General features: G+C 66.4%; 26 protein-coding genes and 2 pseudogenes. 15 read left to right on the top strand and 13 right to left on the bottom strand.

What is annotated here, in order from left to right; genetic code table 11:
- Window positions 1-23: 23 nt before the first annotated feature.
- The 9 genes from KZZ07_RS27600 to KZZ07_RS05595 form a co-directional block, all read right to left on the bottom strand.
- Window positions 24-149, bottom strand: coding sequence for a hypothetical protein (locus tag KZZ07_RS27600; protein WP_255564177.1), 126 nt, complete (start codon window positions 147-149; stop codon window positions 24-26).
- Window positions 146-1,429, bottom strand: a complete 1,284-nt coding sequence (locus KZZ07_RS05630) for a c-type cytochrome (RefSeq protein ID WP_219513084.1) — start codon at window positions 1,427-1,429, stop codon at window positions 146-148. The genes KZZ07_RS27600 and KZZ07_RS05630 overlap by 4 nt, the downstream gene beginning before the upstream one ends.
- On the bottom strand, window positions 1,429-2,697 hold the full coding sequence (locus KZZ07_RS05625) for a formate dehydrogenase subunit gamma (RefSeq protein ID WP_219512810.1): 1,269 nt from the start codon (window positions 2,695-2,697) through the stop codon (window positions 1,429-1,431). Before KZZ07_RS05625 ends, KZZ07_RS05630 begins: the two co-directional genes overlap by 1 nt.
- 163 nt (window positions 2,698-2,860) lie before the next feature.
- Entirely contained in the window at window positions 2,861-3,454 is a 594-nt protein-coding gene (gene fdh3B / locus KZZ07_RS05620; RefSeq protein WP_219512809.1) for a formate dehydrogenase FDH3 subunit beta, read from the bottom strand.
- A 12-nt stretch (window positions 3,455-3,466) separates the two neighbouring features.
- Window positions 3,467-6,367: a formate dehydrogenase subunit alpha gene (locus tag KZZ07_RS05615; protein WP_219512808.1), complete on the bottom strand. Its 2,901-nt coding sequence runs from the start codon at window positions 6,365-6,367 to the stop codon at window positions 3,467-3,469.
- 137 nt (window positions 6,368-6,504) lie between these two features.
- Entirely contained in the window at window positions 6,505-6,693 is a 189-nt protein-coding gene (locus KZZ07_RS05610; RefSeq protein ID WP_219512806.1) for a twin-arginine translocation signal domain-containing protein, read from the bottom strand.
- 80 nt (window positions 6,694-6,773) lie between these two features.
- Entirely contained in the window at window positions 6,774-7,403 is a 630-nt protein-coding gene (locus KZZ07_RS05605) for a TorD/DmsD family molecular chaperone (RefSeq protein ID WP_370631076.1), read from the bottom strand.
- Window positions 7,400-8,017 (bottom strand): DUF3306 domain-containing protein, encoded by a 618-nt coding sequence (locus KZZ07_RS05600; RefSeq protein ID WP_219512805.1) that lies wholly within the window; start codon window positions 8,015-8,017, stop codon window positions 7,400-7,402. The genes KZZ07_RS05605 and KZZ07_RS05600 overlap by 4 nt, the downstream gene beginning before the upstream one ends.
- The gene (locus KZZ07_RS05595; RefSeq protein WP_219513082.1) at window positions 8,014-8,550 is read right to left on the bottom strand and encodes a DUF3305 domain-containing protein; all 537 of its coding nucleotides are present in this window, start codon (window positions 8,548-8,550) and stop codon (window positions 8,014-8,016) included. The genes KZZ07_RS05600 and KZZ07_RS05595 overlap by 4 nt, the downstream gene beginning before the upstream one ends.
- Before the next feature lie 370 nt (window positions 8,551-8,920).
- Here KZZ07_RS05595 and KZZ07_RS05590 point away from each other — a divergent pair, with 370 nt between their 5' ends.
- A complete protein-coding gene (locus tag KZZ07_RS05590) occupies window positions 8,921-10,867 on the top strand; it encodes a 4Fe-4S binding protein (RefSeq protein ID WP_219512804.1) in 1,947 nt (648 codons plus the stop codon).
- 37 nt (window positions 10,868-10,904) lie between these two features.
- On the opposite strand, the gene KZZ07_RS05585 is transcribed toward KZZ07_RS05590, so the two are convergent.
- A complete protein-coding gene (locus tag KZZ07_RS05585) occupies window positions 10,905-11,669 on the bottom strand; it encodes a cytochrome c (protein WP_219512803.1) in 765 nt (254 codons plus the stop codon).
- Window positions 11,670-11,722: 53 nt separating this feature from the next.
- On the opposite strand from KZZ07_RS05585, the gene KZZ07_RS05580 reads away from it, so the two are divergent.
- From KZZ07_RS05580 to KZZ07_RS05515, 14 genes and pseudogenes are all read left to right on the top strand, one after another.
- A complete protein-coding gene (locus KZZ07_RS05580) occupies window positions 11,723-11,914 on the top strand; it encodes a DUF6494 family protein (protein ID WP_219512802.1) in 192 nt (63 codons plus the stop codon).
- Window positions 11,911-12,984 carry an Mrp/NBP35 family ATP-binding protein gene (locus KZZ07_RS05575; RefSeq protein ID WP_255564176.1) on the top strand — a complete coding sequence of 358 codons (1,074 nt, stop codon included), beginning with the start codon at window positions 11,911-11,913 and terminating at the stop codon, window positions 12,982-12,984. The genes KZZ07_RS05580 and KZZ07_RS05575 overlap by 4 nt, the downstream gene beginning before the upstream one ends.
- Entirely contained in the window at window positions 12,981-13,691 is a 711-nt protein-coding gene (locus tag KZZ07_RS05570) for a biotin/lipoate--protein ligase family protein (protein ID WP_219512801.1), read from the top strand. Before KZZ07_RS05575 ends, KZZ07_RS05570 begins: the two co-directional genes overlap by 4 nt.
- Complete coding sequence (locus KZZ07_RS05565) at window positions 13,688-14,167, top strand: DUF6505 family protein (RefSeq protein WP_219512800.1); 480 nt, start codon at window positions 13,688-13,690, stop codon at window positions 14,165-14,167. The genes KZZ07_RS05570 and KZZ07_RS05565 overlap by 4 nt, the downstream gene beginning before the upstream one ends.
- A gap of 25 nt (window positions 14,168-14,192) precedes the next feature.
- Window positions 14,193-16,139 (top strand): sensor histidine kinase, encoded by a 1,947-nt coding sequence (locus KZZ07_RS05560; RefSeq protein WP_219512799.1) that lies wholly within the window; start codon window positions 14,193-14,195, stop codon window positions 16,137-16,139.
- 367 nt (window positions 16,140-16,506) lie between these two features.
- Window positions 16,507-16,656, top strand: coding sequence for a hypothetical protein (locus KZZ07_RS05555; protein WP_219512798.1), 150 nt, complete (start codon window positions 16,507-16,509; stop codon window positions 16,654-16,656).
- Complete coding sequence (gene hemP / locus KZZ07_RS05550; protein WP_219512797.1) at window positions 16,647-16,808, top strand: hemin uptake protein HemP; 162 nt, start codon at window positions 16,647-16,649, stop codon at window positions 16,806-16,808. The genes KZZ07_RS05555 and hemP overlap by 10 nt, the downstream gene beginning before the upstream one ends.
- Window positions 16,805-17,287 (top strand): hypothetical protein, encoded by a 483-nt coding sequence (locus KZZ07_RS05545; protein ID WP_219512796.1) that lies wholly within the window; start codon window positions 16,805-16,807, stop codon window positions 17,285-17,287. The genes hemP and KZZ07_RS05545 overlap by 4 nt, the downstream gene beginning before the upstream one ends.
- Window positions 17,288-17,316: 29 nt before the next feature.
- A complete protein-coding gene (locus KZZ07_RS05540) occupies window positions 17,317-18,588 on the top strand; it encodes an imelysin family protein (RefSeq protein WP_219513080.1) in 1,272 nt (423 codons plus the stop codon).
- 22 nt (window positions 18,589-18,610) lie between these two features.
- Window positions 18,611-18,826: pseudogene (locus KZZ07_RS05535) on the top strand ((2Fe-2S)-binding protein); the annotation flags it as partial.
- A 26-nt stretch (window positions 18,827-18,852) separates the two neighbouring features.
- A complete protein-coding gene (bfr, locus tag KZZ07_RS05530) occupies window positions 18,853-19,338 on the top strand; it encodes a bacterioferritin (RefSeq protein ID WP_219512794.1) in 486 nt (161 codons plus the stop codon).
- 37 nt (window positions 19,339-19,375) lie between these two features.
- Complete coding sequence (locus KZZ07_RS05525; RefSeq protein ID WP_255564175.1) at window positions 19,376-20,839, top strand: di-heme oxidoreductase family protein; 1,464 nt, start codon at window positions 19,376-19,378, stop codon at window positions 20,837-20,839.
- Window position 20,840: 1 nt separating this feature from the next.
- The gene (locus tag KZZ07_RS05520; protein ID WP_219512792.1) at window positions 20,841-21,830 is read left to right on the top strand and encodes an imelysin family protein; all 990 of its coding nucleotides are present in this window, start codon (window positions 20,841-20,843) and stop codon (window positions 21,828-21,830) included.
- 1 nt (window position 21,831) lies between these two features.
- Window positions 21,832-22,884 carry a DUF1513 domain-containing protein gene (locus KZZ07_RS05515; RefSeq protein WP_219512790.1) on the top strand — a complete coding sequence of 351 codons (1,053 nt, stop codon included), beginning with the start codon at window positions 21,832-21,834 and terminating at the stop codon, window positions 22,882-22,884.
- Between the two features lie 6 nt (window positions 22,885-22,890).
- On the opposite strand, the gene KZZ07_RS05510 is transcribed toward KZZ07_RS05515, so the two are convergent.
- The 3 genes and pseudogenes from KZZ07_RS05510 to KZZ07_RS28045 all read right to left on the bottom strand — a co-directional run.
- The gene (locus KZZ07_RS05510) at window positions 22,891-24,063 is read right to left on the bottom strand and encodes an acetate/propionate family kinase (protein WP_219512788.1); all 1,173 of its coding nucleotides are present in this window, start codon (window positions 24,061-24,063) and stop codon (window positions 22,891-22,893) included.
- Window positions 24,063-25,451, bottom strand: coding sequence for a bifunctional enoyl-CoA hydratase/phosphate acetyltransferase (locus KZZ07_RS05505; protein WP_219512786.1), 1,389 nt, complete (start codon window positions 25,449-25,451; stop codon window positions 24,063-24,065). Before KZZ07_RS05505 ends, KZZ07_RS05510 begins: the two co-directional genes overlap by 1 nt.
- A 186-nt stretch (window positions 25,452-25,637) precedes the next feature.
- Window positions 25,638-25,714: pseudogene (locus KZZ07_RS28045) on the bottom strand (aldehyde dehydrogenase family protein); the annotation flags it as partial.

Raw genomic sequence — 25,714 nt, 5'->3', positions numbered from 1 at the left:
GTTAGTCTAACCCGCCGGCAGGATCAGTCGAGCCGAACGTTGGCGCCGGTCTGCTGGTCGGCGGTCGAGAATCCCATCTCGTTCAACCCGTACCAGGCGCCGACGGCCAGCAGGATCATCGCGGCGAACCCCGAGAGCATGGCTTTCATTTGGTCATTCCTTCACTAGCGGATTTGAGAAAGGCGATCAGGTCGGCCCGGTCAGAGCCTTTGGCGATCACCTGCATGGGCATCTTGGAACCGGGAATGTAGTGGTCCGGCCCCTCGTCGAACAGGGCGTCTATGGTCTCATCCGTCCAGGCGAAACCGGCCTTCTCCAAGGTGTCGGAATAGCTGTAGCCCGGCAGCGTCCCGGCCTGGCGGCCAAAGACTCCGTACAGCGTCGGCCCCGCCTTGCGCGACGGCCCCGGTGTCAGGGCATGGCAGATCGAACATTTGCGCATGAACTGCCGTTCGCCGTTGGACATGGTTTCGGGGTCGCGCAAAAAGCTGCGCTGGCCCGAGCCTTCGGGCGCGTCCAGCTCGTCCATCAGGTCCACGGGCCAGGCATAGACCACGTCGTCGAGGCCCCCGGCATAGATCACCTGCCCATCGGGCGAAAAGGCCAACGCCCAGACCGGGCCGTGGCGCATGGCGCGGAAATCGCGGGTGATGCGCCAACCATCGGTATCCACCATCATGATGTAGCCGTGCCCGTCACCCACGGCCAGCTGCGCCGTCTCCGGATGCCAGGACAGGGCCAGGATCGGGCGGCGGTCCAGCGTGAAATCGGCGATCTGTGCACCCGTGCCCGCGTCGATCACGCGGGTCCCCCCGTCCACCGCGCCATAGGCGATCCAGCCGGGACCGGCCACCAGCCGGTTGATGCCAAAGCCGTGCTCGACCAGCGGCAGGGGCGATCCGCCCTGCTCCAGGTTATATTGCAACAGCACGCCCTTGGAGGTGGCCGCAAACAGGAACCGCCCATCCGATGAATGCGCCACGGCGTTCACACCCGCGCCGGGATAGGGAAGCTCGTCTGCCCTGCCCATCTCTGTCAGAGGCCAGAGCCGGATGCTGCCGTCCCAACTGCCGCTGGCGACATGGCTTCCGTCGGGCGCCACCGAGAGCGAGGTGACCTTGCCCTTGTGCTCCCCCAGCAGGCGGTCGACCGGGCGCCATTGGCGCACGGCAAAATCGTCCCCGCCAGAGATCAGCGCCCCGCCCGGCCCCCAGGTCAGCGCGGTGACGGCGGCGGCGTGCCCTTCGAGCCAGGCGGGCACGCGGCCCGACCAGAGCCCGACGGAATTGTCGAAACTGGCGCTGGTCACGGCGCCGCCGGGCGAGATGGCCAGGGCCATGACGGGACCGCCATGCCCCTTGAGCGTGGTGAACTCCTCCGCGCCCGCGGGCAGGGCCACAAGCGCAAGGGCGAGCAACGCGGCCCGCATCATTCGGCCGGGGTGGCCCCGGTGCCGGGGGTCTTGTCAGGGGTGTTCTTGCCGTTCTTGGCTTCGCGCGCCTTGACCTCGTCCAGCCAGAGCGAGTGGTGCTGATGCGCCCAGGCCTCGTCCACCTCGCCCGAGCCCATGGCGTCAAAGGCGCCCTTCATCCCGATGGATCCGATGTAGATATGCGCGATGATGATCGCCATCAGGACAAAGGCAACGATCGCGTGCCACAGCTGCGCCAGTTGCATTTCCTCTTGCGGGGTCAGGTCGGTCGGCAAGGCGCCGTAGCCCAGTCCCTGCAGGATACCGGTATCGTTGACGATCGCAAAGGTCTTGGCAAAGAGCGGCAGCTCGAACGGAAAGAGCAGCGACAGGCCCGAAAGCGAGATCGAGGCGCCCAGCAGGATCACCGACCAGAAGATGATCTTTTGCCCGCCGTTGAACTTCTTGGCCGGCGGGTGGTTCTTGCCGATGATGCCGCCCGCCTGGGCGAACCATGTGATGTCGGTGCGGTCGGGGATATTGTGCCAGACCCACATGACAAAGACCATGACCAGCCCCAGCATGAAGGGCCAGGCCAGGTTGTTGTGCACGAATTTCGACGCGATGAGGAGCTGCGAGTTCAGCTCGGGCCCGAAGGTGGGCAGGATGAAGAACCGCCCGAAAAGCGTCAGCAGGCCGGAGAGGCCCAAAAGGACAAAGGACCCGGCCAGCAGCCAGTGCGCAAAGCGTTCGATGGCCTGGAAACGGGTCACGGTGCGCCCGGTCATCGGCTCGTCGATGCCGATCCGGCCGCGTAGCAGGTAGAAGAAGGCCAGCGCGACGATGGTGCCGACCAGCAGCCAGCCGCCATAGGTGGCCAGCGGCCCCTTGCGGAATTCGTACCAGGCCATGCCGCCGTCCTGGACCAGCACCTTGGCCACGTCGCCCCCGGCGGAGACGTTCAAATCCGCCGCGTCATAGCGCAGCGCGCGCCACATCTCGGGGTCCGATGCGCCGCCAAGCGGGGCCAGAGCCAGGGGCGCATTCGGGTCGGCGCCCGGCTGGCCGAACTCGCGACGAAAACTGAGATCGACGTTTTCGCCCCGTTGCCGGGCCAGGATGTCCTCCAGCGTCTGCGCGCCCCCCGTCGCCTTGCGCGCCTCGGCCAGGGCCGCCGGGTCCGTGCCCGTCTCGGCCGGCGCGGGAGGCCGGAAAATGAAGGTCAGCACGGCAAGGCCGGCCACCAATAGAATGAACCATCCGAAACCGCTGGAGCGTTGTGACATGACTGTCCCCGTCGAAAAGACACGCCATGAGCGCGGCAGCCGAAGTGGCGAAACCGGAGGCCCGTGGCGTCATATTCTGCCATTGGTCAGAGGCCCGTGGATCACGGGCCCCTGCCATGTGATGGAATGATCGGGCGGGACCAGGCCCCGCCCAAAAGAGGCGTCAGCCGCCTTTCTGGTCGTAAGCGGTGCCCCAGCCCCAAGCGCCCGAACCGAAGCCACGGGCCACCACGCGTTCGCGGTAGATGCCCGAGACCACGTCGCCGTCACCGGCGAGCAGGGCCTTGGTGGAACACATCTCGGCGCAGATCGGCAGCTTGCCTTCCGCGATCCGGTTGCGACCGTACTTGGCGAACTCGGCCGTCGAGTGATTTTCCTCGGGGCCGCCGGCGCAGAAGGTGCATTTGTCCATCTTGCCGCGCGAACCGAAGTTGCCCGCCTGCGGGAACTGCGGCGCGCCGAAGGGGCACGCGTAAAAGCAGTAGCCGCAGCCGATGCAGAGGTCCTTGGAGTGCAGGACCACGCCTTCTTCGGTCTGGTAGAAGCAATCCACCGGACAGACGGCCATGCAGGGCGCGTCGGAACAATGCATGCAGGCCACCGAGATCGAGCGTTCGCCCGGCGTGCCGTCCTGGATCGTCACCACGCGACGGCGGTTGATGCCCCAGGGCACCTCGTTCTCGTTCTTGCAGGCGGTGACACAGGCGTTGCACTCGATACAGCGCTCGGCGTCACAGAGGAATTTGGATCGTGCCATATCTGTTTCTCCTTACGCCACGGTGATCTTGCAGAGAGTACATTTCGTCTCCTGCATCTGGGTGACACTGTCATACCCGTAGGTCATGGCAGTGTTCGCCGCTTCGCCCAGCACATAGGGGTCTGCGCCGTCCGGGTACTTGGATCTCAGATCCTCGCCCTGGAAATGGCCGCCAAAGTGGAAGGGCATGAAGGCGACGCCCTCACCCACCCGCTGGGTGACCATGGCCATGACCTTGACCTTGCCGCCCTCCGGGCCTTCGACCCAGACATCCGCGCCGTCGCGAATGCCGAGGTTGTTGGCGTCCCGCGGGTTGATCTCGACGAACATGTCCTGCTGAAGCTCGGCCAGCCAGGGGTTGGACCGGGTTTCGTCCCCGCCGCCCTCGTATTCGACCAGACGGCCAGAGGTGAGGATGATCGGGTAGTCCTTCGAGAAATCGTTCTTCTGGATCGACGCATACATGGTCGGAAGACGATAGAACTTGCGGTCCTCGTAGGTCGGGTAGTCGGCCACGAGGTCGCGGCGGTTGGTGTAGAGCGGTTCGCGGTGCAGCGGCACCGGGTCCGGGAAGGTCCAGACAACCGCACGGGCCTTGGCGTTGCCGAAGGGGGCGCAGCCGTGCTTGATCGCAACCCGCTGGATGCCGCCCGAAAGGTCGGTTTTCCAGTTGGTCTTGGGCCCGGCGATCCCGTCGATCACCGCACGCTCTTCCTCGGTCAGGTCACCGTCCCAGCCAAGGTCCATGAGCATCTGCATGGTGAATTCCGGATATCCATCCTGGATTTCCGATCCCACCGAGTAGACGCCGTCGGCCAGCAGGTTGTCCCCGTTCCGCTCCACGCCGAACCGGGCGCGGAAGGTCAGGCCGCCCTCTGCGACAGGCTTGGACATGTCGTAGAGGTTGGGCGTGCCCGGGTGCTTCATGTCGGCGGTGCCCCAGCTGGGCCAGGGCAGACCGTAATAGTCGCCGTCGGCCGGACCGCCGATCGCCTGAAGCGTGGTGCGGTCGAAGGTGTGCTGGTTTTCCATGTGCAGCTTGAGCCGCTCCGGCGACTGGCCGGTATAGCCGATGGTCCACATGCCCTTGTTGATCTCGCGCAGCGTGTCCTCGACGTTCGGCGTGATGCCGTCGTCTTCCAGCGCGATGTTGCGGAACATGCGGTCATGAAAGCCGAACTTCTTGGCGAAGAGACCGATGATTTCCTGGTCGGGCTTCGATTCGAAGAGCGGATCGACCACCTGCTGGCGCCACTGGAACGACCGGTTCGAGGCGGTCACGGAGCCGTAGGTTTCGAACTGCGTCGCCGCGGGCAGCAGATAGACGCCGTCGGTGCGGTCGTTCATGACGGCGGAGACGGTGGGATACGGGTCGACGACGACCAGCATGTCCAGCTTCTCCATCGCCTTCTTCATCTCGACCCCGCGGGTCTGAGAGTTGGGCGCATGTCCCCAGAGCACCATGGCCCGGACCTTGTTCGGCTGGTCGATGTTCTCGGCGTCCTCAAGGACACCGTCGATCCAGCGGCTGACCGGGATACCGGTCTCGAACATCAGGTTCTTGTCCTTGCCGTCGGCCCCCTTGAGCGTGTCGAACTGGGCCGAAAGCCAGTCGAAGTCTTCCTCCCAGACGCGCGCCCAATGCTGCCACGAGCCCTTTGCAAGGCCGTAGTAGCCGGGCAGCGTGTGTGACAGAACGCCAAGGTCGGTCGCACCCTGCACGTTGTCGTGGCCACGGAAGATGTTGGTGCCGCCGCCGGAGGTGCCCATGTTGCCCAGCGCAAGCTGCAGGATGCAGTAGGCGCGGGTGTTGTTGTTGCCGTTGGTGTGCTGCGTCCCCCCCATGCACCAGATCACCGTGCCAGGACGGTTGTTGGCCATCGTGCGGGCCACGCGGCGCAGCTGCGAGCCCGGCGCGCCGGTGACGCGCTCGACCTCTTCGGGGGTCCACTTGGCCACTTCCTCGCGGATCTGGTCCATGCCCCAGACACGGGTGCGGATGAACTCCTTGTCCTCCCAGCCGTTCTCGAAGATGTGCCAGAGGATGCCCCAGACCAGCGCAACGTCACTGCCGGGACGGAAGCGGACGTATTCATCCGCATGGGCCGCCGTGCGGGTGAACCGCGGGTCGCAGACGATCAGCGGCGCGTTGTTCATCTCCTTGGCACGCAGGACGTGCAGCAGGGAGACAGGGTGCGCCTCGGCGGGGTTGCCGCCGATGATGAAGATCGCCTGGCTGTTATGGATGTCGTTGTAGGAGTTGGTCATGGCGCCGTAGCCCCATGTGTTCGCAACACCCGCAACAGTGGTTGAATGGCAGATCCGCGCCTGGTGGTCGACGTTGTTCGTGCCCCAGTAGCCGGCGAACTTGCGGAACAGGTAGGCCTGTTCGTTCGAATGCTTGGCCGAGCCGAGCCAGTAGACAGAGTCAGGTCCGCTTTCTTCGCGGATCTTCATCATGCCGTCACCGATTTCCTCGATCGCCTGTTCCCAGCTGATCCGGGTCCACTCGCCGTCGACCTTCTTCATCGGGTACTTCAGGCGGCGCTCGCCGTGCGCGTGTTCCCGCACAGAGGCGCCCTTGGCGCAATGGGCGCCCAGGTTGAAGGGGCTGTCCCAGCCGGGTTCCTGCCCGACCCAGACGCCGTCGCTGACTTCGGCGATGACGGTGCAGCCCACCGAACAGTGGGTGCAGACGGATTTCTTCAGCTCCACCGCGCCAAGACCGGCGGCAGAGGCGGCGCTGGCCTGTTTCACGGTGCCGCCGGTGGCGGCAATGGCGGCAATCCCGCCGATGGCCAGACCGGAACCGCGCAGAAAGGCGCGGCGATCAACCGAGGCGTTGGCGGCCTCGGAAAGGATACTTGTCCGCTGGGGGCGTCGCGCAACCCCGTTGGTCTTTTTCCTCAACATGGTTTCTCTCTCCCTTACGCGCCTTTTGAGGGGCGCAGGACTCTGACGAAGGCCTCGGGCAGTCGGGCGTCACGCAACCAGTCGCCTTGGGCCGTTAAATGCCTCGACCGGACAATACCGGGCGGAGCGGCGGCGCCTCAGAAGCGGGCGCTGTCGTAGAAGGCGCGCGTATGCGCCGTGTCCTGCATCTTGTCCGATGTCAGGTCAGGCTCGGCGGGACCGGCTTCGGCCGCCTGGCCGCTGGCGATCGCAACCGCGGCCGCAGGGGCCGAAACGCTTGCCAGCTTGAGGAAATTCCGGCGCGAGGCCTTGGTTTCCTGGGTCATGAAAGTGGCTCCTTTCACGGGTTGAGGGACGGTCGCCCGCCCCGGGATGGGTGCGTATCCGAACGCACCCGGCGAAAGTCTCACTCTCCGCTCATGCGGAACCCCTCGGACTCGATCTCCATGAAGAGCCGTCCGACGGTGCCCACCGGAGTGTAGAAAACAGAGCTCTTGGCGCCTTCGAGGTCTGCGTAGAAGTGTCCGGCCCAGGGGCCGATGTGCTTGTTGAAGAACTGGCGCTGCGCATCCAGGTTGGCAGGCGCGCCGAAACGGCCCACGATCATGGCGCCCATCATTTCCATCAGTGAGGCGATGTTGTCCTCGGGCTCGAACACGTTGTCGGCCCGTTCCAGTCCCTGACGCACCATGTCCTGCCGGAGCAGCGCCAGAGGCTTTTCGTTCAGGAAGCCGGTCAGGTAGTACGAGGCATAGGGCAGCAACTCGCCCCGTCCGAGACCGATGAACAGCTTGTTGTATTCGCTGGTCACGGTCTTGGGCTTTGTGACCTTGGCCAGTTTCGCAAGCGTGCCGATGGCCTGCCCCATCTCGGTCTCGTCCCCCGACAACCCGGCGGTTTGCGCCAGCAGCATCTCGTCCGGCGGCCCGGCCAGAAGCAGCCCGAGGAAATTGTAGAGATCGGCGCGGAGCCGGTCTTCTTCGGCGATCTGGCGGGTTTCGGCGGTGTTTGTCATCGGGTCCTTGTCGGTACTCATGTGCTGGTCTCGAAACGAAAGCGCATCCGGCGGGGGGCGGCGGCCTGTGGCTCTTGTTCGGGTGGCGGCTCGGCGATGGCCAGAAGCCCCGGTTCCGAGGCCGGGGCCGGTGGTTCCGCGCTGTCATCGGCCACTTCCGCGACCTCGCCCCGGACCTGATCCGGGGCCTCGTCGATCGCATCCTCGTCGATGTTGGCGGCACGCGCCTCTGCCTCGGCCTGCTCTACTGCCTTGTCGAACATGCCCTTGCCGACCTGATACAGCGTTTGCATGTTCTCGACGACCATCGCGGCGTCGGTGAAATCCTCTCCGTAGTCCACCAGCCCGTCGACATTGGCCAACACCGGGTTCAGACGCCACAACCGCCGCAGGGCGCGCGTCTTGAGCCGTTGCGGCGCCACCGCCTTGAGCAGCGCCTGCACCTGCGCGGGATCGTCCATCTCTTCGGGGGCAGGCAGGTTCAATTCGGCAAGCACGTCCTCGTCGGGCCGGTCCTCGACGGCGCGCAGCTGTTCCGCCTCGGCAGCACGCTGATCGGCCTGCGTCTCGGCCCTGTCCTCGGCGGCAACGGCGGCGCGGCGGCGCGACCAGAAATCTGCGGGGGACCGGCTCAATGCATGCGTCTCCGCTGCTGGGCGGGCGAGGCATAGACATCCTCCAGCTTGCCGATGCGCGGATCGCCCACGCCATCCTCGACAAGGTCGATGCGCTTCTTGTCCCGCTTGCGCTTGATAAAGACCTCTTCCTCGTGGAACTCCTCGACGAAATTCGCCACCAGCGCGTACAGCGCGGGCGGCATGGGGACCTTCTCGATGATTTCCTCGCCACTGTCCGAATAGTCCTGCGCCTCGTAGGGCGAGGCGGTCACGGTCAGCACCTCGAGCGGGTCCTCCCCCTCTATCGCCTCGCGCATGATGACGTAGACGCTGGGCTGCTGCGCCCAGAGTTCGTGCAGGTAGGCGTCCGTATCGGCGCCGTGCAGTTCCAGCTGCAGGGTCGCAGCGTGGTATTCGGTCACCTCGCCCTCGCTGCGCAGCACGCGCCAGTCGGCGGCACCGGCTCCGGGCATGACGGCGGATGCGGTCCAGACCCACTTTGCCCATCGGGTCACGCCAGGGGCGCGTCTCAGCACGATGCCCAGCGGCACGGTCCGGTACGCCTTCGGATTGTGGATCACGGTGGTCCTCCCTCGACCGGAGTTTGATCTGGCAACCTTGCCGAACGAAAGAGAAAAACGGCGTACCGTGGTATTCCGCGCCCGAAACGGTCAATTTGGGCAGCCGCGCAAGGGGTGCCGCCGGGCAACGGACCTTTTGTCCAACCTGACATTTTCGCTCGGAAAAGCGGTGATTTGAGAACGCACGAATCAGCCGCAGCGCAGCATCGCGATTGCGCCCGTTCCGGCGCCCCGGCTGACCGGGATAAACGGTTGTGGAGGGCTGCGAATCATGGCTAGGCTCCACCGGCACAGCGCGAAACAGGCACCGTCAAGCGTGCTTTGAGGGGAGGGCAAGACAATGGCCAAGTCACTGATAACATGTGACTGTCTAGGGACGCAGCAGATCGATTCACAGGCCCTGTCACGCACCACCGGCCTGGAGGTGCGTCCGCCCTGTTCCGCCCTCTGCACCACACAGATCGACCGGGCCGCCGCCGCCTTGCAGGAGGGGGACACGATTTTTTGCTGTACCCAGGAGTCCCGGGTTTTCGAGGCTCTGGCCGAGGAACTGGACCTGCCTGCCCCGCCGGTGCTGGACCTGCGCGACCGGGCCGGGTGGAGCGCGGATTCCGCCCCCGCAGTACCCAAAATGTCCGCCCTGATCGCCGAGGCCCTGCTGCCCGCCGCGCCGGAAAAGACGCTGGACGTGATCTCCGAGGGGCTCTGCCTGATCCTCGGCGCCCCCGAAGTGGCCCTGCCCGCCGCCGAGCAACTGGCGCCGCACCTGGGGGTGACGGTGCTCTTGCCGGAGGGCGCAGAGATGCCCGACAGCCGCGCCTATGACGTAGTGACCGGGCGGCTGCGGCAGGCGCAGGGCGCGCTGGGGCAGTTCCGCGTGGTGATCGACGCGCTGCGACAGGTGGACCCGGGCGGGCGCGGCGCCTTTACCCTGACCGACCCGCAAGACGGCGGCCAATCGGACTGCGACGTGATCCTCGACCTGCGGGGCGACACGCCGCTGTTCCCCGCCCATGAAAAGCGCGAGGGCTATCTGCGCGCCGATCCCGCACATGCGCCCTCTGTCGCAGCGGCGGTCATGGCGGCCTCGCATCTTGTCGGCACCTTCGAAAAGCCGCTTTACGTCCGGACAGAGGCGTTGCTTTGCGCCCATTCGCGGGCCGGGCAGACGGGCTGTACCCGCTGCCTGGACCTCTGCCCGACCGGCGCGATCTCGCCCGAGGGCGACCATGTGACGGTCGACCCGATGATCTGCGCCGGATGCGGCGCCTGTTCGGCGGTCTGCCCCTCGGGCGCGATCAGCTATGATGCCCCCCCGGTCGATTTGACATTCCGCCGGGTGCAGACGCTGGCCAAGGCCTATCTGGACGCGGGTGGCACCGCGCCGCGCCTCTTGGTGCATGACGCGCACGGGGCCGAGATGATCCGCCTCTCCGCCCGGCACGGGCGCGGCTTGCCGCGCGACGTGATCCCGTTGGAACTGCCCGTGGTCGGCGCCTTCGGCCATGCCGAGGCGGTGGCGGCGCTGGCGGCGGGCTTTGCCTCTGTCACGTTGCTGCCGGGACCGGGGGCCGACCGCGATGCGCTGACGGCACAACTGGCCCTGGCAGAGGCGATCGCGGGCGAGGACCGGGTGCGCCTGCTGGATACACCCGATCCCGACGCGATGAGCGACGCGCTGTACGACCAGACCTCCCCTGCCCCGGTGTCAGAGCCGGTGCGCCCCCTTGGCACACGGCGGCAGGTGACACGGCAAGCCGCCCGCGCGCTGCACGGGGACCAGGCGCAACTGCCCCTGCCCCAAGGCGCCCCCTATGGCGCAGTGCTGGTGGATACGGATGCCTGCACGCTGTGCCTGTCCTGCGTCTCGCTCTGCCCCTCTGGCGCGCTTGGCGACAACCCGGACCTGCCGCAGCTCCGCTTTCAAGAGGACGCCTGCCTGCAATGCGGGATCTGCGCCACGATCTGCCCGGAACAGGCCATCACGCTGGAGCCGCGCCTGGACCTGACCGAGACGGCCCTCCGGCAAGAGGTGCTGAACGAGGAAGAGCCCTTTGCCTGCGTCGACTGCGGCACGCTCTTCGGATCGAAATCCGCCATCGACCGGATCACCGAGAAACTCTCGGGCCACGCCATGTTCCAGGACCCGGACAAGCTGCGCATGATCCAGATGTGCGACGATTGCCGGGTCAAGGCGCAGATGGGGCAGGACAACCCCTTTGCGATGGGGGAGCGGCCCAAAGTGCGCACGACCGAGGATTACCTGTCCAAGCGCCGGGACCATTGACGTGACGGGATCCGCCCCTTCGAACGAGGACGCGCCGCTACTGGAACTCCAGCGGGGCCCCGAGATCGGCGGCCTGAATCGCCGCGACATAGGCGACGATGGCCTCGACCTCCTCGAGCGTCATCTTGACCGGCGCGATGGGCGAGGGACGGTTGTCCGGAAAGGGCAGTGTCACCCCCTCGACCACGGTGAAGGCCGGGTGCGGATTCAGCGCGTAGAAGGCATAGAACCGATCCTCCCAGTCGGGCAGCGCGCGCAGCACCATGAAACTGGGGGTCGAGCCGATGCCAAAGCCACGCGTCGCCTCGTCGATGACATGGCAGCGAACGCATTTGGTACGACTGACCTTGTGGCCCAGTTTCGCGTCGCCATCGATCACCACGGTCTCGACCACTTCGGTCGCCTCCGGCGGCGGGCCGAACAGCGGCGTGCCGTCGGGCGCAAAGCTTGCCACCGTGTTGACACCGACCTCGGATGTCAGCCAGTCCGCGAAACGGCTGGTGCCCGCGTGTTCCGCCGAGAGCACCTCCAGGTGCCAGACCCGCTCCGGCCCCGCGAACAGCGGGTCACCCGTGTCACCCAGCGCGATATCGGCTTTTTCCGGGTCCTCGACCAGTTCCACCCGCACCCGCGTCTTGAGCGTGAAGCGTGGAAGGATATGTTGGACAAGACCGCTGTCGACAAGCGCCGCGGGCGCATGCAGGCGGACGGGGCGCGGGTCGTCCTGGGCGACAACGGCGGGCGGAACAAGCGACAGGCCAAGCGCCAGTGCGCTGGAAATGAACGAAAGACGGCGGGTCATCGGGTCATGCTAGGCCCCTGCCCCGCCACACGTCAATTGAAAGGGACCAGACCATGAGCGAAGACTTCAACATGTCGATGCGCAAGTTTCTCAAGCAGGTCGGCGTGACCTCGCAGCAGGCCATCGAGGAGGCGATGCGCGACACCGACACCGCCGGCAAGACCTATGCCGTCAAGGCCGTGGTGACGATCCCCGAACTGGGCCTGACCCACGAGGTCACCGGCGAGATCAAGGGTCAGGAATGACCCCGGTGACGCTTGGACGCGATGCCGTCCTGGAAGTGCTGAAGAGCATCGCCGACCCGGTGGCAGGCGGCGACATCGTCGCCAGCGGCGTGATGCGGGCGCTGAATGTCGAGGGTGGCAATGTCCGCTTCGTCATGGAAATCGCGCCGCAGCACGCCGAGGCCTATGGCAAGGTCAAGGCCGAGGCCGAGGCCCGGCTGGGCGCGCTGGACGGGGTCGAAAAGGTCGCCATCGTCCTGACCGGCCACTCCGAGAAGGCGCCGCCGGACCTGGGCATGAAGAAAAAGGCCGAGCCTCAGGGACCGCAGAAGATCCCCGGCGTCGACCACATCATCGCCATCGCCAGTGGCAAGGGTGGCGTGGGCAAATCCACCGTCTCCTCCAACCTCGCCTGTGCGCTGGCCGCACAGGGGCGGCGCGTCGGCCTGCTGGACGCGGATGTCTATGGGCCCTCGCAGCCCCGGATGCTGGGCGTCTCTGGCCGTCCCGCCTCTCCGGATGGCAAGACCATCCTGCCGCTGCGCAACCACGGCGTCACCATGATGTCGATTGGTCTCATGACCAACGAGGATCAGGCGGTTGTCTGGCGGGGACCCATGCTGATGGGGGCGCTGCAACAGATGATGATGCAGGTGCAATGGGGCGCGCTGGACGTGCTGCTGGTCGATCTGCCGCCGGGCACCGGCGACGTGCAGATGACGCTCAGCCAGAAGGCGCAGGTCGATGGCGCGATCATCGTCAGCACGCCGCAGGATGTGGCGCTGCTGGACGCGCGCAAGGGCATCGACATGTTCCGGCAGCTCAATGTCCCGATCCTTGGCATGATCGAGAACATGAGCACGCATATCTGTTCCAACTGCGGACATGAGGAACATGTTTTTGGCCACGGCGGCGTGGCGGCAGAGGCCGAAAAGCTGGGCGTGCCCCTGCTGGCCGAGGTGCCGCTGGACCTGCAGATCCGGCTTGCAAGCGACGGCGGCGCGCCGATCGTGACCTCGAAACCCGACAGCGCGCAGGCACAGGCCTTTCATGCCATCGCCAGCGCGCTGGTGGCAGAGGGCGTCGCATGAGCGGGATCACCGAGCCGTTGACCTTCCCCCCCGCCATGAGCGGTGAGGAGGTCGGCGGCGATCCCTTTGACGGCGCCGTGATGCGGGCGATCCGGGGCTGTGACGCGGGGCTTGTCTGCTACCGCATCGCCGCCGACCGCATGGGCGCGGCGCTGGTGATGACGCCCGAGGTGCCGCTGGAACAGGCGATGGTCATGCTGCCGCTTTGTGGCGTGGGGTTCCAGAACGCGCTTGGCGCGCTGGCCCCGCCCGAGGTGGCGGTGCACCTGGCCTGGGCGGGCGGTATCCTGATCAACGGCGCTGCTTGCGGCGCCTTCCGGGCTTGTGCCTCGACCCAGGACCCGGAGGCCGTCCCGGACTGGCTGGTGGTGGGGTTCGAACTGCCACTGACGCTGGCCACCGTGCCGGGCGACGTGCCCGAGCAGACCGCCCTGTTCGAGGAAGGCTGCGCCGAGGTCCTGCCCGAACGGCTGGTCGAGGCCTGGGCGCGGCACACGCTGAACTGGATTGCCCGCTGGGAAGACGAAGGCACCAAGGCGCTGCACTCGGAATGGCGCGGTCTTGCGCATGGATTGGGTGAAACCGTGGTGCAGGACGGCTGGCCCGGCACCTTCCTGGGCGTGGACGAGGCGTTCGGGATGCTCCTGCGCGACAGCGAGACCACCCACCTGATCCCCTTGACGACCCTTCTGGAGGAGGCCCCGTGAAACTGGCCCGTGCCATCCATTTCGACGAAAGCGACCAACATGTCTTTGCCAGCCCCGCGCGCACCGGCGAGTGGTGCATCTCCGGCGGGTTCGAGTTTTCCAACTGGACCGAGGGCGACCTGGCCGGCAAGGCCCGGCAGGCCTTTGCCAACGGCTGGTTCGGGCTGGAAACCGGCGGACGGGTGACATTCGTCGCCGTGACAGAGGCGGAGCCAAGCGAAGTCGCGGCGCTGACCGACCTGCTGGCCCAGCATTTCGTGACCTATTACGGCGCGCCCTCCGTCGAGGCCGCGCGCCCCGTCGCGCAGGACGAGATCGCCCATATGGCCGAGCTGTGCGAGGATCACCCGGCCAACACCCTGCTGACCGTCGCGCGGGCCCTGTCCGAGTCCGGCGTGCGCGAGGCCTATCGCGTGATCGAGGCACAGGCGGCCGGGCTCGAACAATTCGCGATTCATGGATCGCTCGACGAGTGAGCCCCCAAGGCGCGGGCGCGTTCCCGTGCTCTCGGTGCGCCTGCGCCTTCTGGTGCTGGCGCTGGCACCGCTGACGGTGCTGATGCCGCTCTTGCTGGTGCTTGGCATGACCCGCTGGACCAGCGACTATGACGAGTTGCTGATCGCCAACGTCGAATCCGACCTGCGCATCGCCGAGCAATACCTGGCCCGCATCCTGGAAACGACCGGCGACGAGCTGACCGGCGTCGCCGAAAGCGCCGAATTCGGGCGCGTGCTGCAGGTCAGCGGCCCCACGTTCGACAGCTACCTGGCCGAAAAGCGCGAGGCGCTGGAGCTGGACTTTCTCTATTACCTGCCGAAAGAGGCCGCACGGGGCGCTCCCTCGCGCTGGCCGGTGATCTTGGCGGGGCTGGACAACCGCCCCGCGACCGAGATCGACATCTTTTCGGGCGCCGACCTGGCCGCCCTGCCCGGCAAGCTTGACGCCCGCGCCCGCATCCCCCTGATCGAGACAGAGGCCGCCGTGCCAACGGAACGCGAGGTCGAGGACCGCGGCATGGTGGTGCATTCCGCCGCGCCCGTGCTGCTCGACGGTCATCACGGTGTTCTGGTCGGCGGCATCCTGTTGAACCGCAACCTGCAGTTCATCGATACGATCAACGCGCTGGTCTACCTGAACGCCGTCACCGGCGGCGAACGCCAGGGGACGGCGACCCTGTTCCTGGACGACGTGCGCGTCTCGACCAACGTTCGGCTGTTCGAAGACGTGCGCGCGCTGGGAACGCGGGTCTCTGCTGTGGTGCGCCAGCAGGTGCTGGGCGACGGCCGGACCTGGCTGGACCGCGCCTTTGTTGTCAACGACTGGTATATCTCGGGCTACCTGCCGCTGACCGACAGTTTCGGCGAACGGGTGGGCATGCTCTATGTCGGTTTCCTCGAAGCGCCCTTTGCGGCGGAGAAACGTGACGCGGTCCTGTGGATGTTGGCGGCTTTTGTCGGTGTGCTGGTGCTGTCGGTGCCCCTTTTCCTGACACTGGCGCGCGGCATCTTTGCCCCGCTGGAACGCATCACGCGCACCATGCAACGCGTCGGGGCCGGCGATTTGTCGGCGCGCTATGGCGACGTGGGCGCGCGCGACGAGATCGGCCAGGTGGCGGCGCATCTCGATGACCTCCTGGGCCAGGTCCAAGACCGCGACGCCCGCCTGCGCGCCTGGGCGGACGAGTTGAACCAGCGGGTCGAGGACCGCACCGCCGAACTGCGCGAGGCCAATGCCAAGCTGGAAGAGACCTATCGCCAACTGGTGATGAACGAGAAACTGGCCTCGATCGGGGAAATCACCGCCGGCGTCGCGCATGAGATCAACAACCCCGTCGCGGTGATCCAGGGCAATGTCGACGTGATCCGCGAAACGCTGGGCGACAAGGCCGCTCCGGTCAAGACAGAGCTGGACCTTGTCGACCGGCAGGTGGCGCGGATCGACGCGATGGTGGGCAAGCTTCTGCAATTCGCCCGCCCCGGAGAGTTCCACGCCTACGAGGACTCCGTCTCGCTTGGCCCTCTGGTCGCGGATTGCCTGCTGTTGGTCGAACATGTCCTGTCCAAAAGCGCCATCCAGGTCGAGACGGATCTTGGTGACGCGCCAGAGGTGCATGTCGACCCCGGCGAAATGCAGCAGGTCATCATCAACCTGGTGATGAACGCCACGCAGGCGATGGGCCATGACGGCACGCTGACCCTGAGCCTGTCCGCCGAAAGCCGCGACGGTCAGGCCGGTGCCTGCCTGAGCGTGCAGGACAGCGGGCCGGGTCTCTCGGAAGGGGCGCAGGAGGCGGTCTTTGACCCTTTCTTTACCACCAAGCAGGGTGAAGGCACCGGGCTGGGCCTGTCGATTTCGCAAACGCTGGTCCAGCGCGCGGGCGGGTTGATCACGGCGACAAACGCCCCCGAGGGCGGCGCCCTGTTCCGGGTCTGGCTGCCCGCCGCATAAGGCCGGCGCATTTCATCCGAGCAACCGTTGCGCCCCTGGCTTGCCACTCTCTGATGTCACCTCTCGGCCGGGACATGTGACCAAAGCGCTGGATGACAGCAGCGACCAGCCTTTCCCACGACGCCGTTCCGTGGACGACCAGCGCCTCCGGGGCGCTGACCATCGGTTGCACCTTTCCCTTTTGCCACAGCCGCTCGGGCAGCCTGGAAGAAACAGGTCCGATTACAGTGTCTTGCGGGCACATTATTATCCGACAAAATTTGTCGGATTGACAAACCATACAGAAATAGTCAGCTTTAACTCATCCCAGCCAGCCCCTCGAATCCGGGCCAAGCCAACGACGAATTCCGGCACGCGGAGACCCTTGATGCTGAACGCCAGCGACATTGCCGCAGTTCCCCGGACGCCCGGCGAGGGCGATCGGCGGCCCGTGACACTTGGCTTGTCCACCCTGTTTTCGATCGAACGACTGTTCGACAGGATCGAGGGCAAACAGGAGGGGCGGTCATGGGCCTGAACACCGCGACCACTACCCGCCAGGCAGAGCCCCTGCCCGTCTACGATGCACGCGACCTGACCGAGGGCGGCGACCTGGCCCGCATCCGCCTGGCCGACCAGCTTTACATCCTGCGCATCACCCGCGCCGGCAAACTGATCCTGACGAAATGAGCGGTATGGTCGAAAGAGGCGGCGCGCCGGTGGGCTATCTCTCGGATCTTGGCCCGGTCGAGGCGGGCGCGGTCCTGTACCTGCGGCTGTTGAACGACGGCGACGATGCCCGCAGCGAGGTCTGGAGCGATTTTGCCCGCCACCTGGGCTCAACAGAAGGCCGCCAGGCCCTGGGGGCCTTCGAGGACCTTTGCGATCTTTGCGCGCGCCATTGCCGGCGCCCGCTGATGCGCCATCACGTCACCTGCAAATGCCTGGGCGCCGACGAGTCCTGCTTTGCCACTTTCATCGGCTACGCCAGCCAAGGCCAGCGCGAGGATGCGCTGTTGCTGGCGATGACGCTGGTGCGGCCCGACATTGCCCCGATCCTGGCCGCTCTGGCCGAGGAATTCGGCCTGGCCCTGCGCCGCATGACCAACCGCACCCCCGCCGGGACACCGCGCAAAGCGGGCCCGAACACCAACCCGACACTCCACTAGCAAATGCCAAGAGGACAAAAACAGTGAAGATCAAGACCACCCGGACCCTCGCGACCAGCGCGCTGGCGCTGACCCTCGCCAGCGGATCCGCCCTTGCCGAGGTCTCCAAGGCCGAGGTTCTGGACAATTACGCCGATATTGCCGAGGCCATCTACGGCGACAGCCTGATCGCCGCCCAGCGTCTGCAATCCGCCGTCGATGCATTGATCGCCCAGCCTTCGGCGGAAACCCTGCAGGCGGCGAAATCCGCCTGGCTGGCCGCCCGCGTCCCCTACCAGCAAAGCGAAGTCTACCGGTTCGGCAATGCCATCGTCGATGACTGGGAAGGCAAGGTCAACGCCTGGCCGCTGGACGAGGGCCTGATCGACTACGTCGACATGACCTATGGCGGCCCGACCGATGAAAACGCGCTGGCCGCGCTGAACGTGATCGCCTCTCCCTCGCTCACCATCTCGGGCGAGACCATCGACGCGACAGAGATCACCCCCACGCTGCTCTCGGACACGCTGCACGAGGCCGACGGGGTCGAGGCCAATGTCGCCACCGGTTATCACGCCATCGAGTTCCTGCTTTGGGGGCAGGATCTGAACGGCCACGCGCATGGCGCGGGCGCCCGCCCCTGGACCGACTACGCCCAGGGCGAGGCCTGCACCAACGACAACTGCGACCGCCGCGGGGACTACCTTAAGGCCGCGACCGAGTTGCTGGTTTCGGACCTGGAATGGATGGCCGCGCAATGGGCCGAGGGCGGCGAGGCACGCAGCACCCTGATGCAGGACGAAGGCGCCGGCCTCATCGCCATGCTGACCGGCATGGGCTCGCTCTCCTACGGCGAACAGGCGGGCGAACGCATGCGCTTGGGCCTGATGCTGAACGACCCCGAGGAAGAGCACGACTGTTTCTCGGACAACACGCACAACAGCCATTATTACGACGGGCTGGGCATTCAGAACGTCTACCTGGGCGAATATGTGCGCATCGACGGCTCTCTGGTCTCCGGTCCCTCGCTGGCCGATCTGGTGGCCGAAACCGATGCCGCGCTGGACGCCGAGATGCAGGGCAAACTGGCGCAGACGATGATGGCCCTGGGCCGGATCAAGTCCGCCGCCGAGGCGGGGTTTAGCTATGACATGATGCTGGAACGCGGATCCGACGCGGGCGAAGAGTTGGTCATGGGCGGCGTCAACGGGCTGATCGACCAGACCCGCACCATCGAACGCATCGTCGCCATGCTGGGTGCCGAGGGCGTCGCCATCGAAGGGTCGGACAGTCTCGACGACCCCGACGCCGTCTTCCAGTAAAACCAGACCGGGTTCCGCCGCCATGATCATCTGTCATTGCCAGAACATCACCGATCACGACATTCAGTCCGCCATCGACTGGATGCGGGCGGCGGACCCTGAAACCCTCATCACACCGGGCAAGATCTATCGCGCATTGGGCAAGGCTGCGGATTGCGGCGGCTGCATGCCACTGTTCCTTGGCACCATGCGCAAGAACCCGAACCTGCAAGTCCCCATGCACCTCCGTCGCCTCCGGGGCGGAGCAACACAGGAAAACGACCCATGCAAGGCGACCCGAAAGTCATCGACTACCTGAACCGCGCCCTTCGCAGCGAGCTGACAGCGATCAGCCAATACTGGCTGCACTACAAGCTGCAAGAGGACTGGGGCCTGGGCCACATGGCCAAGAAAAGCCGCGAGGAAAGCATCGAAGAGATGACCCACGCGGACAAGCTGATGGAGCGGATCGTCTTCCTGCAAGGCCATCCCAACCTGCAAAAGCTGGACCCGCTGCGCATCGGCCAGACGCCCAAGGAAACGCTGGAATGCGACCTGGCCGCCGAACAGGAGGCGCGCGCGCTTTACAAGGAGGCCCGCGAATACTGCCACGAGGCGGGCGATCACGTCACCAAGGAGCTGTTCGACCAGCTTCTGGCCGATGAAGAGGTCCATATCGACTTTCTCGAGACCCAGCTGGACCTGCACGACCGGGTCGGCGCCGAGAATTATGCTCACCTCAACGCGTCGAAGATGGATGAAGCCGAGTAAACTGGCCCTTTTGGCCTTAGTCACAGGGTCCGCCGCAATGGCGGGCCCGCTTGATGAACCGCATCTGACCGTCACGCCCCGCACCCCGGGAGAGGCCGCGCGCATCGCCAAGGTGCTGGCGCCGCCCGCCGGTTTCGACGCGCCGGAACCGTTCGAGGACAAGCCCGCCGGCGCCGCCACGGTGCGCGTGGCGCCGGATGCCAATGCCTTTTCCCTGCCCTCCGCCAGCCTCGATTTCGAGGATGAGCTGACCTTCAAGGTCGGGAACGGGCTGTTCCGCAAGATCTGGGTCTCGTCGCCGTCGTCTACGATGGCCTCGGACGGGCTGGGGCCGCTTTACAACGCGCGCTCTTGCCAGCGCTGCCACATCAAGGACGGGCGCGGCCATCCGCCGGAAGGGCCGGAGGACAAGGCCGTCTCGATGTTCCTGCGCGTCTCGGTGCCCGGCGGGCCCGGGGACATGATCCCCGAGATCGAGGGCTATATCGCCAGCGCGCCAGAGCCGAATTACGGCACGCAGCTACAGGATTTCAGCCTGCCCGGCCATGAGCCGGAATACCGCCTGCAGGTGGACTACGAGGAAATCGCCGTGCCGCTGTCCGGCGGCGAAACCGCCACCCTGCGCAAACCGACCTATACCGCCGCAAACCTGGGCTACGGCCCCCTGCACCCCAAGGCCATGCTGAGCCCGCGCGTCGCGCCGCAGATGATCGGCCTGGGCCTGTTGGAGGCGATCCCCGCAGCGGACATCCTGGCCGGGGCCGATCCCGGTGATGCCAACGGCGACGGCATTTCGGGGCGGGCGAATATCGTCTGGTCGGTAGAGTTCGACATGCCCCTGCTGGGCCGTTTCGGCCACAAGGCGGGCAATCCGACAATCCTGGAACAGACGGCAGCGGCCTTTGTCGGCGACATCGGCATTTCCAACCCCCTGTTCCCGGCGGGCGCGGGAGACTGCACCGACCTGCAGGCCGACTGTCAGGCGGCACCGCATGGCGATGGCGACGCGCGCGTCTTTGAGGTGGATGCCGAGGGGCTGGAACTGACCGCCTTCTACAGCCGCAACCTGGGCGTGCCCGCGCGACGCGATCTGGACGACCCAAAGGTGCTGCACGGCAAAGAGGTCTTTCACGACAGCGGCTGCGCCGACTGCCACACACCCAAATTCGTCACCCACCGCCTGCCCGACCGGCCCGAACACAGCTTCCAACTGATCTGGCCCTACACCGACATGCTGTTGCACGATATGGGGCCTGGGCTGGCGGATGGACGGCCAGAGGCGCGGGCCACGGGCCGGGAATGGCGCACCGCGCCGCTTTGGGGGATCGGTTTGACGCGGCAGGTTTCCGGGCATAGCTATTTCCTGCACGATGGCCGCGCGCGGTCTCTGCTGGAGGCGATCCTCTGGCACGGGGGCGAGGCGCAGCCCAGCCGCGACGCCGTCACCCGGATGCCGCCACCCGACCGCAACGCCCTGATCGCCTTTCTGGAAAGCCTCTGACATGCGCAACAGCCTTTTCGCCTTCGTCCTTGCCGCCTCGCCGGCCGTGGCCCAGACGCCCGACGTGGGCGCCATCGTCGATGCCCATATCCTGCCCGGCTACCAGGCGCTGGCCGAGAGCACCGCCGCGCTTGCCACCACGGCAGAGCAGCACTGCGCGGCAAGTGACCCCAAGCTGCAAGAGGCCTATGGCGCCGGGTTCGACGCCTGGGTCGCGGTCAGCCACCTGCGGTTCGGCCCCTCGGAACAGGGCGACCGCGCCTTTGCGCTGGCCTTCTGGCCCGACAGCCGGGGCGCCACGCCCAAGGCCCTGGGGCAGTTGATCCGGGACGAGGACCCGGTCGTCGAAAGCCTCGACAGTTTCCAGAACGTTTCAATCGCCGCGCGCGGGTTCTACGCGATGGAGTTCCTGCTATACGACGATCAGTTCAGCACCGCTGGCAGCGATGCCTACCGCTGCGCGCTGATCCAGGTCATGAGCGCCGACATCGCTGCGACCTCGGCGGCGATCCTCGCGGATTGGGAAGATGGCTATGCCGACCTGATGCGCGACCCCGGCAATGACACCTACCGCACGGGTGAAGAGGCCGCGAAACAGCTGTTCACCGCGCTGTCGACCGGGCTGGAGTTCACCGAGGACACGCGGATCGGGCGGGCGATGGGCAGCTATGACCGCCCCCGCCCCTTGCGGGCCGAGGCGCGCCGCTCTGGCCGGTCGCTGCGCCATGTCGTGCTCTCGCTGGCAGCCCTGCGCGACCTGGGGGCGCGTCTGTCCGGCGGAGACGCCGGGCTGGACACCGCCTTTGCCCGCGCCCTGACGCGTGCGAACCAGCTGGACGATCCGGTTTTTGCCGGGGTCAGCGATCCGCAGGGCCGCATCCGCATTGAGGCGCTGCAACAGCGCATCTCCGAGATCCGCGAGATCGTCTCGCAGGATCTGGGCCCCCGGCTGGGCATCGCCGCCGGGTTCAACTCTTTGGATGGAGACTGACATGGCCAACCGACGTCACTTTCTGGCCGGTCTGCTGGCCGCCAGCGCCTGCCCGCGCCCGACATGGGCCGAGGCGGGTTCACCCGCCTTCCTCTCTGCCGCGATGACGCGCGACGGGCGCTACCAGCTTTGCGGGCTCAGCGCCGCGGGCCAGATCACCTTTGCCTGCGCCCTGCCCGATCGCGGCCACGCCGCCGCAGCCCACCCGGAGCAGCCGCTTGCCGTGGGCTTTGCCCGCCGCCCGGGGCGCTTTGCCGTGGTGCTGGACTGCGCGACCGGCCATGAGATCGCCCGGTTCGACGCGCCCGAGGGGCGGCATTTCTATGGCCACGGCGCCTTTTCCTCCGATGGCAGACGGCTTTACACGGCGGAAAATGACTATGCCGCCGCGCGCGGCGTAATTGGTGTCTGGTCACTGGAGGGCAAGCGTCTGGGCGAATTCGACAGCCACGGCACCGGCCCGCATGACATCCGCCTGATGCCCGATGGCGAAACGCTGGTGGTGGCAAACGGCGGGATCGAAACGCACCCCGAGTCCGGCCGGACCAAGCTGAACATCCCGCTGATGGACCCCTCCCTGGCCTTCCTCTCGCTGGAGGGCGACCTGCTGGATCAACAGCGGCTTGACCGCAAGCTGCACAAGAACTCGATCCGTCACCTGGCGGTGGGCCCTGACGGCACGGTGGCCTTCGCGATGCAATGGCAGGGCGACATCACCGAGGACCCGCCCCTGATCGGCGTCACGCGCCGGGGAGGGGCCCCGCGCCTGTTCACCGCCCCGCCGGATCATGCGGCGCGGATGCAGGGCTACGCTGGCAGCGTGGCCTTGTTGGCCGGCGCCCAAGAGGTCGCCATCACCTCGCCGCGCGGCGGGTTGGTGCAGGTCTTTGACTTTGGCACCGGCGCGCTGAAACGGACCATCGACATGGTGGATGTCTGCGGCGTGGCCGCCAGCGGGGCGGGCTTCCTGCTGACTTCGGGGACCGGAGAGGTGCGCGGCGCGGCCCATGCAAGACACGACCTGCACTGGGACAATCACCTGGTCCCGATCTGAGCCGGTTCAGTCCAATCCCAGGTCCATCGCGGCGCGGGCGATCACCAGTTCCTCGTTGGTGGGGATCACCAGCACCCGCACCCGCGACATGTCGGAGCTGATGACCATGTCGTTGGCGATATTGCGCGCCGCGTCCAGTTCGATCCCGATCCAGCGCAGCCCCTGACAGACCTGCGCCCGCACCGGGGCCGCGTTCTCTCCGATCCCGCCGGTAAAGACGACCGCGTCCAGCCCTTCCAGCGCGGCGGCCAACCCGCCCAGTTCCCGCCGGATGCGAAAGCAGAAATAATCCACCGCCTCCCGCGCCCGTGGATCGTTCGTGGCCAAGAGCGTGCGCATGTCGCTGCTGATGCCCGACAGGCCCAGCAGGCCAGAGCGGCGGTACAGCAGTTCGGAAATCTCCGCCGCGTCCATCCCCTCGCTGTCCATGAGATAGAGCACCACGCCGGGATCGAGCTGCCCCGAGCGCGTCCCCATCGGCAGGCCATCCAATGCCGAAAACCCCATTGACGAGGCGATGGAGCGCCCGCCAAGTAGCCCGCACATCGACGCGCCATTGCCCAGATGCGCCACCACCACCCGGCCCGCGTGCAGCGTTGGCGCTATCTCGGCCAAGGCGCCAGAGATGTAATCGTAGCTCAGCCCGTGAAAGCCGTAGCGCCGCACACCCTTGTCGTAATAGGCGCGTGGCAGGGCGAAAGTGTCGTTCACGAAAGGATGGTTGCGGTGAAAAGCGGTGTCGAAACAGGCCACCTGCCGCGCCTCGGGAAAGGCCCGTAGCGCGGCCCGTATGCCGGCCAGGTTGTGCGGCTGGTGCAAGGGCGCGAAGGGCTCCAGCTTTTCCAGCGCGCGCAGCACCTCGGGCGTGATGCGCGTCGGCGCGGCAAACTCCATGCCACCATGCACGACGCGATGTCCGACGACACCGATTTCGGTCCCGGGAAAGCGTCCCTCGACCTCGTGCAGGACGGCGGACAGCGCCCCGGCGTGATCCGCGGCCGCATGGTCCGGCAAGGCCGTTTCCGCCAGCGCGGCGCCCTCGGCATCCGCCAGGTGCAACCGGGCCGCGCCGCCAATCCGCTCGACCTGACCGCCAGCCACCAGTTCCGGGTGGCGCCCCTGGAACAGGCCGAATTTCAACGAAGACGACCCGGCGTTCAGAACCAGCGCATGGGCCATCACCGCGCTCCCGTGATCCGCGCGTGATGCAGCGCCGCCACCGCGCAGGAGGCCAGCCGGGACATGTCGTCGTCGGCGCGAGAGTTCAGGATGATCGGCACCTTGGCGCCCAGCACCAGCCCCGCCCCCTCGGCGTGGCTGATATAAGTCAGCTGCTTGGCCAGCATGTTGCCCGCATCTATGTCCGGCACCACCAGCACCTCGGCCCGGCCCGCCACCGGAGAGGAAAGCCCCTTGGTCCGCGCGGCGGCGATGTCGACCGCATTGTCCATCGCCAAGGGACCGTCCACCAGCCCACCCGTGATCTGCCTGCGCTCGGCCATCTTGGACAAGAGCGCGGCATCGACCGAGGAAGGAATGTCAGGGTTCACCGTCTCGACGGCCGACAAGACCCCCACCTTGGGTTCCTCGATGCCGATGCTGATCGCCAGGTCGATGGCGTTCTGGACGATGTCCTTCTTGGCTTTCAGATCCGGCGCGATGTTGATCGCGGCATCGGTCACAAGCAGGGGGTGCGCCAGCCCCGGCACATCCATCACGAAGACATGGGTAAAGCGCCGCCCGGCCCGCAGGCCGGTCTGCTTGTCCAAAGCCGCGCGCAGCAGGTCGTCGGTGTGCAGGTGCCCCTTCATCAGGGCGCCCGCGCGCCCCTCCGTCACCAGCGCCACGGCGCGGCGGGCGGCGGCGGCATGATCCGGCTCGGCCACGATCTCGATCCCGTCAAGGCTCTGGCCCAGCTCCGCCGCGGTGGCGGCGATCTTTTCCGGGCACCCGACGAGGATCGGGGTGATCAGCGTTTGATCGCGCGCCAGCAGCGCCCCACCCAGGGAGTTCGGCTCTTCGGGTGCGATCACCGCCGTCACCAGCGGCGGCAGGGGTGCGGCGCGGGTCAGCAGCTTTTCGAAATGACGGTGCCGCTGGACGATCAGCCCCGGCAGGTCGTGACTGGAATAACTGATCTTGCGGCGCGGCGCCTCGACCTCTGCCACACCGGACAGGATCAGCGCCCCATCCGCCGGACGCGTGACCTCTGTCGCCAGCGTGACGATACCGGTCTGTTCGTTGCGGTCGGTGACGGTGACACGGCTTTCCAACTCGTCGCCCGCATGCGCCCGGTTGTGAAAGACCAGGCTCTGCGCATGATACAGCGTCCCTGCCCCCGGCAACATGTTGCCCAGCACCGCCGAAACCAACGCTCCGACGAACATGCCCGGTGCCACAGCTTCGGGCGTCCCGTCGCCATCGCCGTCCACGTTGAACACATGCATCGGGTTGTGGTTGCCCGAGACATTGGCAAAGACGATCAGGTCGTCCTGCGTGCACAGGCGCCGCAACGAGGCGGTGTCCCCCGGCTGCAATTCGTCGAACACGCGGTTTTCGATCTTCATGGCCTGCTATCCCTTTCCTCGAACGCCCCACGAGCGCGCCCAGACCTAAAGGACGAGACGCCCCGCGACATGACGCAGGTCAATACAGGCTCAATGTGACGGGAGTTTCCGCAGGTGCGCAACCAGAGGTGCACAGGAAAAAGGCCCGGCAAACTGCCGGGCCTTCCGGTCATCTATGGCGATGGGTTACCGCAGGTCCCCGGGCAGCAGGGCGTCGGGGAGGTTCTGGTAGCAGACCGGGCGCAGGAAGCGGCGGATGGCCA

It is taken from the genome of Mameliella sp. CS4, assembly GCF_019392335.1.
Taxonomy (GTDB): Bacteria; Pseudomonadota; Alphaproteobacteria; order Rhodobacterales; family Rhodobacteraceae; genus Antarctobacter.
The sequence above is the reverse complement of the archived record's forward strand: the minus strand, read 5'-3'. Positions and strand labels throughout refer to the sequence as shown.

What these genes read in the sequence shown, in the direction of transcription:
- KZZ07_RS27600 (WP_255564177.1), bottom strand. Translation starts at nt 149, where the DNA reads ATGAAAGCCATGCTCTCGGGGTTCGCCGCGATGATCCTGCTGGCCGTC.
- KZZ07_RS05630 (WP_219513084.1), bottom strand. Translation starts at nt 1,429, where the DNA reads ATGCGGGCCGCGTTGCTCGCCCTTGCGCTTGTGGCCCTGCCCGCGGGC.
- KZZ07_RS05625 (WP_219512810.1), bottom strand. Translation starts at nt 2,697, where the DNA reads ATGTCACAACGCTCCAGCGGTTTCGGATGGTTCATTCTATTGGTGGCC.
- fdh3B (WP_219512809.1), bottom strand. Translation starts at nt 3,454, where the DNA reads ATGGCACGATCCAAATTCCTCTGTGACGCCGAGCGCTGTATCGAGTGC.
- KZZ07_RS05615 (WP_219512808.1), bottom strand. Translation starts at nt 6,367, where the DNA reads ATGTTGAGGAAAAAGACCAACGGGGTTGCGCGACGCCCCCAGCGGACA.
- KZZ07_RS05610 (WP_219512806.1), bottom strand. Translation starts at nt 6,693, where the DNA reads ATGACCCAGGAAACCAAGGCCTCGCGCCGGAATTTCCTCAAGCTGGCA.
- KZZ07_RS05605 (WP_370631076.1), bottom strand. Translation starts at nt 7,403, where the DNA reads ATGAGTACCGACAAGGACCCGATGACAAACACCGCCGAAACCCGCCAG.
- KZZ07_RS05590 (WP_219512804.1), top strand. Translation starts at nt 8,921, where the DNA reads ATGGCCAAGTCACTGATAACATGTGACTGTCTAGGGACGCAGCAGATC.
- KZZ07_RS05585 (WP_219512803.1), bottom strand. Translation starts at nt 11,669, where the DNA reads ATGACCCGCCGTCTTTCGTTCATTTCCAGCGCACTGGCGCTTGGCCTG.
- KZZ07_RS05580 (WP_219512802.1), top strand. Translation starts at nt 11,723, where the DNA reads ATGAGCGAAGACTTCAACATGTCGATGCGCAAGTTTCTCAAGCAGGTC.
- KZZ07_RS05575 (WP_255564176.1), top strand. Translation starts at nt 11,911, where the DNA reads ATGACCCCGGTGACGCTTGGACGCGATGCCGTCCTGGAAGTGCTGAAG.
- KZZ07_RS05570 (WP_219512801.1), top strand. Translation starts at nt 12,981, where the DNA reads ATGAGCGGGATCACCGAGCCGTTGACCTTCCCCCCCGCCATGAGCGGT.
- KZZ07_RS05555 (WP_219512798.1), top strand. Translation starts at nt 16,507, where the DNA reads ATGCTGAACGCCAGCGACATTGCCGCAGTTCCCCGGACGCCCGGCGAG.
- hemP (WP_219512797.1), top strand. Translation starts at nt 16,647, where the DNA reads ATGGGCCTGAACACCGCGACCACTACCCGCCAGGCAGAGCCCCTGCCC.
- KZZ07_RS05545 (WP_219512796.1), top strand. Translation starts at nt 16,805, where the DNA reads ATGAGCGGTATGGTCGAAAGAGGCGGCGCGCCGGTGGGCTATCTCTCG.
- bfr (WP_219512794.1), top strand. Translation starts at nt 18,853, where the DNA reads ATGCAAGGCGACCCGAAAGTCATCGACTACCTGAACCGCGCCCTTCGC.
- KZZ07_RS05525 (WP_255564175.1), top strand. Translation starts at nt 19,376, where the DNA reads ATGGCGGGCCCGCTTGATGAACCGCATCTGACCGTCACGCCCCGCACC.
- KZZ07_RS05520 (WP_219512792.1), top strand. Translation starts at nt 20,841, where the DNA reads ATGCGCAACAGCCTTTTCGCCTTCGTCCTTGCCGCCTCGCCGGCCGTG.
- KZZ07_RS05515 (WP_219512790.1), top strand. Translation starts at nt 21,832, where the DNA reads ATGGCCAACCGACGTCACTTTCTGGCCGGTCTGCTGGCCGCCAGCGCC.
- KZZ07_RS05510 (WP_219512788.1), bottom strand. Translation starts at nt 24,063, where the DNA reads ATGGCCCATGCGCTGGTTCTGAACGCCGGGTCGTCTTCGTTGAAATTC.
- KZZ07_RS05505 (WP_219512786.1), bottom strand. Translation starts at nt 25,451, where the DNA reads ATGAAGATCGAAAACCGCGTGTTCGACGAATTGCAGCCGGGGGACACC.